Source organism: Herbidospora mongoliensis, assembly GCF_001570545.1.
Lineage (GTDB): Bacteria > Actinomycetota > Actinomycetes > Streptosporangiales > Streptosporangiaceae > Herbidospora > Herbidospora mongoliensis.
This window is the reverse complement of record NZ_BBXD01000021.1, coordinates 79,309-92,053: the sequence shown is the minus strand read 5'-3', so window position 1 is coordinate 92,053 and position 12,745 is coordinate 79,309. Positions and strand designations below refer to the sequence as shown.

General features: G+C 70.2%; 11 protein-coding genes. 8 read left to right on the top strand and 3 right to left on the bottom strand.

Annotated elements, in window-relative coordinates; translation table 11 throughout:
* Positions 1-21 precede the first annotated feature (21 nt).
* The 5 genes from AW272_RS31020 to AW272_RS31000 are packed head-to-tail and all read left to right on the top strand — an operon-like array spanning position 22 to position 5,090.
* A complete protein-coding gene (locus AW272_RS31020) occupies positions 22-906 on the top strand; it encodes an ABC transporter permease (RefSeq protein WP_066372846.1) in 885 nt (294 codons plus the stop codon).
* Positions 903-1,862: an ABC transporter ATP-binding protein gene (locus AW272_RS31015; protein ID WP_066372845.1), complete on the top strand. Its 960-nt coding sequence runs from the start codon at positions 903-905 to the stop codon at positions 1,860-1,862. The genes AW272_RS31020 and AW272_RS31015 overlap by 4 nt, the downstream gene beginning before the upstream one ends.
* The gene (locus AW272_RS31010) at positions 1,859-2,791 is read left to right on the top strand and encodes an ABC transporter ATP-binding protein (protein ID WP_066372843.1); all 933 of its coding nucleotides are present in this window, start codon (positions 1,859-1,861) and stop codon (positions 2,789-2,791) included. Before AW272_RS31015 ends, AW272_RS31010 begins: the two co-directional genes overlap by 4 nt.
* Positions 2,788-4,068 carry a M20/M25/M40 family metallo-hydrolase gene (locus AW272_RS31005; RefSeq protein ID WP_083958874.1) on the top strand — a complete coding sequence of 427 codons (1,281 nt, stop codon included), beginning with the start codon at positions 2,788-2,790 and terminating at the stop codon, positions 4,066-4,068. The genes AW272_RS31010 and AW272_RS31005 overlap by 4 nt, the downstream gene beginning before the upstream one ends.
* Positions 4,065-5,090 carry an arginase family protein gene (locus AW272_RS31000; protein ID WP_066372839.1) on the top strand — a complete coding sequence of 342 codons (1,026 nt, stop codon included), beginning with the start codon at positions 4,065-4,067 and terminating at the stop codon, positions 5,088-5,090. The genes AW272_RS31005 and AW272_RS31000 overlap by 4 nt, the downstream gene beginning before the upstream one ends.
* Here the strand turns inward: AW272_RS31000 and AW272_RS44565 are convergent.
* The 3 genes from AW272_RS44565 to AW272_RS30990 all read right to left on the bottom strand — a co-directional run bounded on the left by AW272_RS44565 (position 5,075) and on the right by AW272_RS30990 (position 7,003).
* Entirely contained in the window at positions 5,075-5,263 is a 189-nt protein-coding gene (locus AW272_RS44565; protein WP_218011140.1) for a hypothetical protein, read from the bottom strand. The two genes, AW272_RS31000 and AW272_RS44565, sit on opposite strands and share 16 nt — an antisense overlap.
* Positions 5,260-6,096 (bottom strand): AAA family ATPase, encoded by an 837-nt coding sequence (locus tag AW272_RS30995; protein WP_218011139.1) that lies wholly within the window; start codon positions 6,094-6,096, stop codon positions 5,260-5,262. The genes AW272_RS44565 and AW272_RS30995 overlap by 4 nt, the downstream gene beginning before the upstream one ends.
* Before the next feature lie 61 nt (positions 6,097-6,157).
* Positions 6,158-7,003, bottom strand: coding sequence for an arylamine N-acetyltransferase family protein (locus tag AW272_RS30990; protein WP_066372834.1), 846 nt, complete (start codon positions 7,001-7,003; stop codon positions 6,158-6,160).
* Between the two features lie 97 nt (positions 7,004-7,100).
* Here AW272_RS30990 and AW272_RS30985 point away from each other — a divergent pair, with 97 nt between their 5' ends.
* The 3 genes from AW272_RS30985 to AW272_RS30975 are packed head-to-tail and all read left to right on the top strand — an operon-like array spanning position 7,101 to position 12,740.
* On the top strand, positions 7,101-7,790 hold the full coding sequence (locus AW272_RS30985; protein WP_066373092.1) for a response regulator transcription factor: 690 nt from the start codon (positions 7,101-7,103) through the stop codon (positions 7,788-7,790).
* Positions 7,787-11,251: a DUF4153 domain-containing protein gene (locus AW272_RS30980; RefSeq protein WP_066372833.1), complete on the top strand. Its 3,465-nt coding sequence runs from the start codon at positions 7,787-7,789 to the stop codon at positions 11,249-11,251. The genes AW272_RS30985 and AW272_RS30980 overlap by 4 nt, the downstream gene beginning before the upstream one ends.
* Before the next feature lie 4 nt (positions 11,252-11,255).
* Positions 11,256-12,740, top strand: a complete 1,485-nt coding sequence (locus tag AW272_RS30975; protein WP_066372824.1) for an N-acyl-D-amino-acid deacylase family protein — start codon at positions 11,256-11,258, stop codon at positions 12,738-12,740.
* Positions 12,741-12,745 lie beyond the last annotated feature (5 nt).

Genomic DNA, 12,745 nt, shown 5'->3' with positions numbered 1-12,745 from the left:
CGACCCGGAGGTGAGCGCCTGATGACCGCGATCGCTTGGCAACGGCGGCGCGCCACCGCCTCCCGCTTCTGGGCTGATTTCCGCTCACACCGGTCGGCGCTGGTCGGGCTGGGCATTCTTCTCTTCTTTGGACTCGTGGCTGTTTTCGCTTCCGTGCTCGCCGACCCTGCCGGCCTGGACGTGACCAAGGCGACCGCACCGGCGCATGCCGGACCTTCCGGTGATTACTGGCTCGGGACCGATCAGAGCGGGCGGTCGGTGCTCACGCTGCTCATTCACGGCACGCGGGTGTCGCTGATCGTCGGGCTCGCGGCCACCGCCATCGCGATCGTCATCGGGACGATCCTCGGGATCATGGCCGGGTTCTACGGCGGCTGGGCCCGGTCGACGCTGATGGGCCTGACCGACTGGTTCCTGGTCATCCCGTTCCTGCCGCTGGCCATCGTGATGGCGACCGTGCTGGGAGCCTCGCTGCTGAACATCATCATCGTCATCGGGGTCACGTCGTGGCCCGGCACGGCCCGCCTGGTCTGCGCGCAGACATTGAGCGTGCGGGAGCGGCCCTACCTGGAACGGGCGCGGGCGCTCGGCGGCGGCGACTGGCACCAGATGACCCGGCACATCCTGCCCAACGTGATGCCGCTCGTGCTGGCCCATGTGGTGCTGACCGTGTCGGTGGCGATCCTGTCGGAGACGACCCTCTCGTTCCTCGGGCTGGGCGATCCGACGCGGCCGTCGTGGGGCTACATCCTCGACAACGCCTACGGGACCGGCGCCATGTCGAACGGCGAGTGGTGGTTCGTGCTGCCGCCGGGGCTCTGCGTGGTCCTCGTCGTATTGGCGTTCACGCTGGTCGGACGGGCCCTGGAGGCCGTGCTCAACCCACGGCTGCGGGAGGGGTCATGAGCCTGCTGGAGTTGCGGGACCTGTCGGTCACCTACGCCGGCGACGTCCCCGCCGTGCGCGGCGTCTCGCTGGGCGTCGCGCCCGGCGAGGTGCTGGGCGTCGCGGGGGAGTCGGGCTGCGGCAAGTCGACCATCAGCAACGCCGTGCTGCGGCTGCTGCCGAAATCGGCGCGGGTCGGCGGCTCGGTGCTGCTCGACGGCGAGGACGTGTACGAGATGTCGTTCGGCCGCCTGCGGGCGGTGCGCTGGGCCACCGCGTCCATCGTGTTCCAGGGGGCGCTCCACTCGCTGAACGCGGTGCAGACCATCGGCCGGCAGATCGCCGAGCCCATCCTCCTGCACGAGCCGAAGACCTCACGGAAGGCCGCCGACCTGCGGGTCGGCGAACTGCTTGAGCAGGTCGGGCTGCCGGCCAGACGGGCGAAGGACTATCCGCATCAGCTCTCCGGCGGCCAGCGGCAGCGGGTGATGATCGCGCTGGCGCTGGCGTGCAAGCCTCGGTTGCTGATCGCCGACGAACCCACGACCGCGCTCGACGTCATGGTGCAGGCGCAGGTGCTGCAACTGCTGACCGGGCTGGTCAAGGACCTCGGGCTGGCGCTGGTGCTGATCTCGCACGACCTGTCCGTCCTGGGCACGACCTGCGACCGGGTGGCGGTCATGTATGCCGGGAAGGTCGTCGAGGAAGGTCCGGCCTCGGTGGTGTTCGACGACTCGCGGCATCCGTACAGCGGCGCGCTGGCCGGGGCCTTCCCCCGCGTCGGGGATCCCCGGTTCCGCTACGCGCCCGCAGGGCTCGCGGGTGATCCTCCCTATCCAGGGGATCTGCCGCCGGGGTGCTCGTTCCATCCCCGGTGTCCGGTGGCCTTCGATCGGTGTGTTTCCGAAGAGGTCGAGTTGCTGGATCTGGGCGCCGGGCGGCGGGCCGCCTGTCTTCGCGCGGGGGAGGGCTCATGAGCGCGCTGGCCGCACGCGGCGTGCAGGTCAGGTTCGGGGCGGCGCGGGCCGTCGACGGGGTCGATCTGGAGATCGGTTCCGGCGAGATCGTCGCGCTGGTCGGTGAGTCCGGGTGCGGCAAGTCGTCGCTGGCCAGAGCACTGCTCGGTCTTGTACGCCCTTCTCAGGGCACCGTCGACTGCGACGATCGCCCGCTCGACTACCGGCGGCTGAAGGAGTTCCGGCGGCACGTCCAGCTCGTGCTCCAGGACCCGAGCGGGTCGCTGAACCCCCGGCACACCGTCTACGAGGCCGTGGCCGAAGGGCTGCGCATTCACAAGGTGCCCGGTGACGAGCGGGAACTCGTGGCGGCGGCGCTGTCCAAGGCCGGGCTGCGGCCTCCGGAGCGGTTCTTCCTGCGCTATCCGCACGAGTTGTCCGGCGGCCAGCTGCAGCGGGTGGTGATCGCGGGCGCGCTCGTGCTGGAACCCGACGTGCTGGTCGCGGACGAGCCCGTGTCGTCGCTGGACGCCTCGGTGCGCGGGGAGATCCTGGCCCTGCTGCTCAGGCTGCGTACGGAACTCGGGCTGTCGTTGCTGGTGGTGACGCATGACCTCGGGCTGGCGTGGAACATCGCCGACCGGGTGGCGGTCATGTATCTGGGCCGCATCGTCGAGACCGGGGACACCGCCGAGGTGCTGACGGCGCCGCGACATCCGTACACGAAAGCGCTTCTTTCGGTTGTTCCGGAGATCGCCCGGCAGGAACCGATCGTCCTGAAAGGTGAAACGCCGGACCCGTCCAGGATTCCGGCCGGATGCCGCTTCCGCCCCCGGTGCCCCGCCTATGCCGCCGGGCTCCCGGCCGACCTGGCGGACCGCTGTGAGAAGGAGACCCTGCCCGTGCTGCCTGCCGACCGTGGCCACCATGCCGCATGTGTCCTGCCATGAGCGGCGTCGGGACCATCTGCTCCGATCTCATCCGGATCGACACCACCAACGAGGGCGACAACCGGGGCCGGGGTGAGCGCGGCGCGGCCGAATACGTGGCGGCCCTGCTCTCCGATGCGGGTGTTTCGGCGACGATCCTGGAGACGTCGAAGGGGCGATCGAACGTGGTCGCGCGGGTGCGCGGTTCGTCCGACGACGACCCTTTTCTGATCCACGGGCACCTCGACGTCGTGCCCGCATTGGCAGATGACTGGGCGGTGCATCCCTTCTCCGGAGAGATCATCGACGGAGTCGTCTGGGGACGCGGCGCCGTCGACATGAAGGGCACCTGCGCGATGACGCTCGCCCTGGTCCAGGAGTGGGCGGCGCGCGGGGTGCGGCCGTCGCGCGACATCGTGCTCGCCTTCACCGCCGACGAGGAGGCCACCGGGGAGTACGGCTCCTACTACCTGGCCCGCGAACACCGGGGTCATTTCGAGGGGGTACGGGAGGCGATCAGCGAGGACGGCGGCTACTGCGTCATTCACGAAGGACGCCGCATCTATCCCGTGGCCGTCGGCGAACAGGGCATGGCCTGGATGCGCCTGACCGCCCGTGGCGTCGCCCAGCACGGCTCGCTCCGCGCGGTGGACAACCCGGTGGCCGAGATGTGCCACGCGATGTCCCGGCTGGCGTCATATGAGTGGCCGCTGCAGCTCACACCGGGTGTGGTGAGCATGCTCGACGGGATATCCCGGGCACTCGGCCGTTCACTGGACATGTCCGACCTGGATGAGGAGGCGCGGCGGCTCGGCCAGGTCGGGGAGCTGTTCGCCCACGTGCTCCGCAACTCGGCGAACGTGACGATGCTGGACGCAGGCTACAAGGTCAACGTCATCCCCGGCTCGGCATCCGCCCAGGTCGACGGGCGGTTCCTGCCGGGCTCCCGGGACGACTTCCTGAAGACCGTCGACGGGCTGCTCGGCCCCAAGATCAGCCGAGAGTTCATCTGCTTCGAGGACGCACCAGAAGCTGACCCAGGCGGCCCGACCTTCGACGCGCTCTGCGCTTCGTTGGTCGCCGAGGACCCGGCGGCGCTCCCTGTCCCGTACGTGATGAGCGGTGGCACCGACGCGAAGGCCTTCAACGAACTCGGCATCGTGACCTACGGCTTCGCCCCACTCGCGCTGCCGGAGGGCTTCGACTACAACGCCATGTTCCACGGGGTCGACGAACGGGTGCCGGTCAGCGCCCTGGAGTTCGGTGTACGCGTGCTCGACCGCTTCTTCCGCCCATGATCGCCGTCTGGTCCCCGACGACCCTGCTGCACGACCCGTCGGCGGAGATCTGGATCGGCCTCCGGACCCCCGGTACCGAGGTGGCCGAACGGGTCTCCAGGATTCGCGAAGCGGTGCCGGCCGAGTGGGCTCTCGCCGGGGAGGTGCCCTGGAGTGTGCTGACCTCGGTCCACTCCGAAGGGCTGCTGCGGCATTTGCGTGACGTGTACGCGGACTGGGTTTCCACCGGCTACCCGCAGGACCGCGTGGTCCCCTACGTCTTCCCGACCCCGGCGATGCTCGGCGGGATGCCGGGACGAATGCCTGTGGCGGTTCACGGCCGGGCCGGCCTGTACGCCTACGACACGATGACCCTGGTCGGCCCCGGGACGTGGGAAGCGGCACTGATGGCCGCGAGCGCCGCGTGGACCGCGGCCCGGCGGGTGTCCGAGGGCTTGGCGTACGCGCTCTGCCGCCCACCCGGGCACCACGCGACGCGGGACGGGTATGGCGGTTCGTGCTACCTGAACAACGCCGCCGTCGCCGCTGTGACGTTGCGGGCGGAAGGCTTCGCGAAGGTCGCCGTCATCGACGTGGACGCCCACCACGGCAACGGCACCCAGGCCATCTTCTGGGACCGGGACGACGTCTTCTACGGCAGCGTGCACGTGGACCCGGGCGCGGGCTGGTTCCCGCACTACATGGGCTTCGCGGACGAAACAGCCGGTGGGACCAACCTGAACGTCCCGCTGGCGCCGGAATCGGGGGACGAGGTCTGGCTCTCCGGCGTCGCCCGGCTGTGCGAGGCGGCTGCCAGGTGGGGCGCGGAAGCGCTGGTCGTCTCACTCGGGGTCGACGCGGCGGCCGACGACCCGGAGAGCCCGCTGCGGGTCACCCGGGACGGCTACTTCGAGACCGGCCGGTCGCTCGGCGGACTTGGCCTGCCGACGGTGGCCGTCCAGGAAGGCGGCTACCACCTGGAGACCATCGGCCCCTTGGTGGCCGCCACCCTGCGCGGGATGGGCGGTCAGTCGCTTTCGTAGAGCCGGTCGAGGCCGATCAACTGGATTCGGCCGGCACTTCGGCGCGCGGCCTCTTCCAGTTGCGGCATGAACCCGGTGCCGCTGAACAGCAGCAACCTCCTCGCCGGGCGGAGGGTCGCGATCTTCTCCAGACGGGCCAGATGGCCCATGCCGATCGTCTCGCCCCACTTCACCTCGCCCAGCGCGAGGAGTTCGCCATCGGGGCCGAAGGCCGCCAGGTCGACCTCGTGGCTCTGGCGGGTCGAGGAGTCGTAAACGACGTCTGAAAGGACCTTTCGGCGAGCAGCATGCGGACCTCGCGGAAGAGGGGGTTCGCCGGATTGAGGACATGCCCGATCACCCAGTCGTCGAATTCTTCCACGCGTTGTGGTGTCTCGCCGTCGAGCTGTTCGGCGCGATAGGCGGGCGTGCCGCCGAGGACGAAGTAGACGAGCGCGGCCAGTCGGCGGTCTCGCAATCCCCAGTATTCGGCCGCGACCCGGAAGTCGAACGTCGCAACGATGAGTTCGAGCCCGGCTCGGCCGCGAAGGGGCGCCTGTCCTGCGAGCAGCTCACTCATGAAGGAAATCGACGACCCGCACAGCAACAGCCGCGCCCGTGAGGCCAGACGCTGGGTCCGTCGCGGGGCCAAGGCGTTTTGGATGACCGACGGCAGTTCCTTCGACTCGCGAGCGAGGTAGGGGAACTCGTCGAGAACCACGGGAATCGGCCGATCGGTCGCGAGCGCGAGAAGGGTGTCGATCGCCTGGCCCCAGTCTTGGAAGCGGTAAGCGGCCGGGGAGCCGGTGAATTCGCGGAGGGCATCGCCGAGCTGGCGGAGTGCCTCAGGCTTGGGCACCACTTCGGAGGCGCCGAAGTAGAAGCCGCCGGTCGCCTCACACATGGCCTGCAGAAGGAACGTCTTGCCCTGACGGCGTCGGCCGGACACCACGCCCAGAGTCGCCCGCTCGAAGGTGCTGGTGACGAACCGGGAGAGCTGGGCCCACTCCCCATCACGGTCGAACATGTCGGAAGGCTTGTCGATCAAGGGCGCCTCTTATAGGGCTGCAGTTATTAGAACTGTGCTCCTAACTATTGTCCCTGGTGGCGAGCCACTTCTCGTGGCCGTCCACCAGCTTGGGCCACAGGATCGACTGTTCCTCGGTCGTCAGGTGCAGGTCGAAGACGTCGGCCAGGGCGGCGAAATAGTCGTCTTCCCGGTCGAGGGTGGTCGACGTCGAGGCGTTGCCGATCCTCGTCAGCACCAGCCCCCGCATCGCGTCGACGCCCGTCGAGTCGCGGCGCTGGATCGAGAACACGCGCACGAACCCCGACTCCGGCGAGGTCGACAGCCGTTCGTGCTCCGACTCGAACGCCGTCATCTCGGTCGGGGCCTTGCGGAAGTCCATCCCGACGAAGCTCCCGCGCGGGTCGTGATCGAGCCGCCACCCGCCCGGCTCGGCCTCGGACGGCCGCAGCCGGTAGGTGAAAGGCCCCTGGTCATAGACCCCTTCGACGAGGGGAAGCGGCGAGTGGATCGCGTCGCCGAGCCCGGCGTCGACCAGCCATTCGCCCGACGGGTTGTCGTCGGTCGGCAGGCCGTCGACGGTCAGCACCAGGTGGTTGCCCCGTGCCCCGGCGGCGTCCGCCGCCGATCCCTGGACACCGCCGTAGTGCCGGGTGACCGAATAGCCCAGTGACGCCAGCAGTGCGGAGAGCGCCCCGTTCAGGTGGAAGCAGTAGCCACCCCGCCCGGCGACGATCCGCCGGGCCGATTCGGCCGGGTCGACGGTCGTGGACCGGCCCAGCCAGATGGGGATCGTCTCGTAGGGCACCCGCTCGACATGGGCCCGCTGGAGCGCGAAGAGCCCCGCCACGCCAGGGGCTGAGGGGGTGAGGCGGAGTCGCCGGAGGTACGCGTCAACGTCGATCACGACCCCACGCTAGACCCCGCCACCGACAGAACCGCCTGCACGAAAGCTCCACAAAAAGCCACGATTGGTCTGCACGTCCGGCCTCTACGCTGCCTTCATGGCTTATCCCCAGCAGCGCCGGGTGCTTGTCGTCGAGGATGACGACACCATCGCGAGAGCGGTTGCGACCCGGTTGACGGCGGAAGGGTTCGACGTTCGCGTCGCCAGTGACGGCGAAGGGGCGTTGGTGGCGTACGCGCGATTCGAACCTGATCTGGTGGTGCTCGACCGGCTTCTGCCGGGGTTGGACGGGCTGGAGGTGTGCCGGCGGATCCAGGCGGCCCGGCCGGTGCCGGTTCTCATGCTGACCGCGCTCGGTGAGGAGACCGATGTGCTGGTCGGGCTCGGGGTGGGGGCCGACGATTACATCACCAAGCCTTTCAGCATGCGGGAACTGGTCGCGCGCATCCACGCGCTGCTGCGGCGGGTCGACCGGGCGGTGCAGCTCGCGTCCGAGGAGACGGTGCTGCGGGTCGGCGAGATCGAGATCAACCTGGCCGAGCGGCGGGTGTTCGTGCGGGGTGACGAGGCCCAGCTGACCCGCACCGAGTTCGACCTGCTCAGGCGGCTGGCCGAGCGGCCCGGACAGGTCTATGAGCGGGAGCGGCTGCTCGCCGACATCTGGGGGTTCTCCGAGGCGGCGGCGACCCGGACCGTCGACAGTCACGTGCGGGCGCTGCGGCGCAAGCTCGGGTCGGAAGTGGTGCGGACCGTGCACGGGGTCGGGTACGCCCTGGTGCGCCCATGAGGCCGCTCGACTTCCTCGGCCGGATCAAGGTCAAGCTCGGGATCGTCATCGTCGGGGCCGTGGTGACCGCGTTCATCGTGAACGAGGTGGGGATCGCCGGGGGCGTCCCCCGTGATCTGCGGATCGCGTTCGCCGTGTTCCTGGCGCTCATCATGGTGCAGGTGCTGGGCCGGGGGATGACCAAGCCCCTGCGGGAGATGGCCGCCGCGGCGCAGACCATCGCCAAGGGGTCGTACGGCCTCCGGGTCACCGCCACCAGCCGCGACGAGGTCGGCGAGCTGGCCAGGGCCTTCAACGCGATGGCCGCCGACCTCGGGGAGGTCGACCGCCAACGCCGGGATCTGATAGCCAACGTCAGCCACGAACTGCGGACTCCCATCACGGGAGTGCAGGCGGTCCTGGAGAACGTGGTCGACGGCGTTTCCCCGCCCGAACCCGAGATCCTCGGCACCGCCCTCGCCCAGACCCAGCGGCTCGGCCGTCTCGTGGCGCAACTCCTGGACCTCTCTCGGCTGGACTCGGGGGCCCGGCCGATCGAGATCGAGGAGTTCGACCTGGGTGACCTCGGGGGTCAGGCCGTCCGTGAGGCGTCGATGGCCCGCCACGACGTGACGGTCGCCAGCACGATCGAACCCGGCCGCCATCTGACCACGGCCGACCCCGTCCTGCTCGCGCAGGTGCTGGCCAACCTGCTGGACAACGCCGTCCGGCACAGCCCGCCCGGCGGGACCGTCACCCTGACCTCCCGCGCCTCGGCGGACGGCACCCTCGAAATAGAGGTCGCCGACGAGGGGCCCGGCATCCCGGCCGACGACCGCCAGCGCGTCTTCGAACGCTTCTCCCGCCTGGACGCGGGCCGCGCGGCCGACGCCGGGGGAGCGGGCCTCGGCCTGGCCATCGCCAAGGAGATCGCCGAACTCCACGGGGGGACCGTCGCGGTCGTCGGCGGTACGGGGTGCCACATGCTCCTCACCCTGCCCAAGGCGGTCCGGGAGCTCTCGCCCGCATCGGCGGCGCGAACCCACGCAGCGGGCCGGACCCCTGCGGGGGCGGTCCGCGCCCGTCTGCGGAAGGAGTCGGCGAGCCGGGAGACCCCGGCTGTCAGCCGATCGGGAACCGATACGGAGGCCGGTCCTATGAAGGGTTCTGAGACACAGCCGAGCGGCCCGGCCGGTGTTCCGGCCGAGGCGACGTCGCCTGCCGGCTCATACAGCCAGACGGCCCAGACGCCCGAAGCCGCCGAGGGGGTGGGTTCGCCCTCGGTGCCTGGTGCTGAAGCCGTGCCGGTGTCGCCGATGGCATCGGCCGGAGGGCCGGGTTCTTCTGTGGAGGATTCGACCGGGGCTACGCCGGTTTCCCCGACGGAGCCGTCGCGGACAGAGGGTTCGTCCTCGGCGCCAGGGCCCGGATCGCTCTCGCCGCGGAGTGGCCAGGCTGTGCCCTCGGATTCGCGTGTGGCGGCTTCGGTGGGGATGCCAGGACCGGACACGCGGCCGGTCGCCCAGCCGTCAGGCGCGGCCCCCGACTCGTCGGCGGTCGCTGGGAGTGCACCCGGAAACCCAGGCGAGCCGACCGCTCCCGCCATTCCGCTCCCGGCCGAGTTCGCGCCCGCCGGGTCGGTCCGCACCGCTGTCACCTCGCCGCATCCCGTCATGGCCTCCTCCGACCCGGCTGGGCGGCCGTCCGTCACGGGGGCGCCGACGGTTCCCGTCCACGTCGGTGGGAACGCGACCGCCTCCGGCGGGCCGCCACGCTCATCCCAGCGCACCTACCTGCTCGACGAGCCGCCCCCTCACCGGTCGCTCGGGGGCGCGATCCTCGGCGGGGTCGTCGGAGCGATCGTCGGAGTGCTCGGTGGCACGATCGCGGCCGGTTTCTTCGTGGGAGGATCCGCCACGGAGGTCCAGGCGGCGGGCGCGCTCCTGCTGTTCATGTGCATCGGCATCGCGGTCGGCGCCTCGCTGGGCGGCAGGGTGAAGGCGACGCCGGACCAGCCGGGCGGCCGGTTCGACACGTACACGCCACCCCCGCTCTTCCCCCGCCCGAACCTGCCGGACACGCCCCGCTGGGTCCTCCCCGCGGCGACGGCGACGGGGTTGGTCGCGGCGGTCTGCTTCCCCTACGCCCCGACCGGGATCGGCGTCGTGCTGACCGCCGTCGCGCTCTCCCTCGCCGTGGTTCCGGCGATCAGGCACCGGATCAACGCCTGGAGCATCGCCTACGGTCTCGCCGCCTACGGGCTCGTCTTCGTCGCGTTCTTCCGGGACGCCGACTGGCTGGTCGGGCTCAGCCTGCTGGCCGCCTTCGTCGTCGCCTCGCTGGCGCTGTCGGGCGGGCGCGGCTGGGCGGGGGTGGCCAGGGGTCTGCTCTCGGTCGGGCTGGCGGTGTTCCCGGTGCCGTGGTTCGTGATCGGGCCGGTCCGCACGGTGCTCAAGCGCCGTAACTACATCCCGGTGCTGATCTCGCTGGGGATCACCGCGATCCTGATCGCCCTGTTCGGGGTCCTGTTCATCTCGGCCGACGCCGTCTTCTCCTCGTTCGCCCGCGATCTTCTCTCGGCGCCGGCCTGGGCCGAGACGGTGCCGGTGAGGATCTTCCTGTTCGTCGTGTTCGCGGTGCTCGCCGTCGCCGCGGTCCTGGTCGCGCTGCGGCCGGTGGCCGAACCCCGCGTCGACTACGCCCCGCTGAACCTGGCGAAGACGCTCTGGGTCATCCCGTTGGTCGGGGTGAACCTGCTGTTCGCGGCGTTCGTCGGAGTCCAGGTCTCCGTGTTGTTCGGCGGCAGCAGGAGGGTGCTGGAGACGGCCGGGCTGACGTTCGCCGAATACGCCAGATCGGGGTTCTTCGAGCTGATCACCGTCAGTGTGTTCGTCCTGTTCATCGTCGCCTTCTGCAGCATGATGATCAAGGGCGACCGCTGGATCATGGCCACCCTGCTCGGCCTGCTCTGCGCGCTGACGCTGGTCATCCTGGCCTCGGCGCTGCACCGGCTCGGCCTCTACACCGCCGCCTACGGCTTCACCCGGCTCCGCGCCTCGGTCGGCGCGACGATCTGGTGGATCGCCGCCGTGTTCGTGCTGGTCCTGATAGGGGGGCTGGTGAAGAGGACGAGCTGGCTGCCGAAGGCGCTGGTCCTGCTCACGGCGGTGTCGCTGCTGGTCTTCGCCGTCTGGAACCCCGACGCCCAGGTGGCGGAGACCCAGGTCTCCGTACGGGGGGTCGACCGCCTCGACGAGCACTATCTGGCCCGGTTGAGCGCGGACGCCATCCCGGGCCTGGACAGGCTGCCGGAACCGATCAGGAGCTGTGTCCTCATGGACGTGATCGAGACCCAGGACCTGCACTTCCCCGAACCGTGGAACGGCTGGAACCTGTCCCGCCAGAAGGCGGCGCGCATCCTGGCCGCACACCCGGTGAACCGGGCCGTGACGTGCGAGGACAAGTACCGGTCCGCATACTGATCACGTGACTTTCGACGTGGTGATCGCGAACGGCCGGGTCGTCGACGGAACCGGCGCCCCGCCGTTCCGCGCCGACGTCGGGATCTCGGGAAACACGATCACGGCGATCGGCCGGCTGCCCCACGAGAACGCCGTCGACGCCACCGGCCGCTACATCCTCCCCGGGATGATCGACTGCCATTCCCACGGTGACGCCCTCGTCCACGACGGGGGGTTCCAGCTCGCCAACCTGCGCCAGGGCGTCACCACGGTCGTGCTCGGCCAAGACGGTCTCTCGTTCGCCCCGACCACCACGCGAGCCGCCTTCGACTACGCCACGAGGTACTTCGCCGCCATCAACGGCGCCTTTCCGGCGCCAGGGCCGCTCTCCGTGGCGGAAATCAGGGCGAGCCACGACAGAGCCGCTCTGAACAGCATCTTCCTGCTCCCACACGGAACCATCCGCTACGACGTGCTCGGACCCGCACCGAAGGCGTCAGACGCCGACGACGTGCACAGAATGCGCTCGATCGTGGAGAAGGGCCTCGAAGAGGGCGCGGCGGGCCTGTCCACCGGGCTCGAATACGTCCCCGGCCGCTACGCCGACGTCGCCGAACTCGCCGCCCTGTGCGCGCCTCTTCAGGGTCTCCCGTACGTCACCCACATGCGCGGCTACGGCCAGTCGGCCCCCACCGGGATGAAGGAGGCGCTGGCCATCACGCAGAAGGCGGGAGTCCCGCTGCACGTCTCCCACTTCCACGGCCCGGCCGACGTGCTGCTCCCGCTGCTCGAGGGCGACACGACCTTCGACACCTACCCCTACCTGCGCGGCAGCACGATCCTGGCGATGATCGTGCTGCCCCAGCACGTCCCGGCCGCCGACCCGGCGACGGCCCTGCCGATGATCGAGAACCTCGATCTCGACTACGCCTGGGAGCGTCTCACCATCGCCCACGCCCCCGGCCTCGAATGGTCCGAGGGCCTGACGATTCCGGACGCCGCCGCTCAGAACGGGGAAACCCCGGCCGCGTTCGCGCGCCGCCTCCTCATCGAGACCGGCCTCGAAGCCGGCTGCGTCAGCGCCCGCCCCGACGAGGGCCCGGCGGGTGAGGAGTCCGTCCGCCGGATCCTGCGCCACCCCGCCCACACCGGCGGTTCCGACGGCCTGCACGTCGGCGGCCACCCGCACCCGCGCGCCTACGGCGCGTTCGCCCGGTTCCTCGGCCATCACGTCCGTGAGAATCAGGATCTCTCCTGGTCAGAGGCCGCGTCGCATCTCGCCGCGCATCCGGCCCGGCGGTTCCGGCTGTTCGATCGAGGTCTGGTACGCCCCGGACAGGCCGCCGACCTCATCCTCGTCGACCCGGCGAAGGTCACCGACACGGCCACCTACGCCGACCCCCGCGCACTCGCGCAGGGCATCGACGACGTCTGGATCAACGGCAGCCAGGTCCTCGAAGACGGACAACTCACTACAGCTCGCCCCGGCCGGGCCCTGCGACCGGCGTAGTCTCC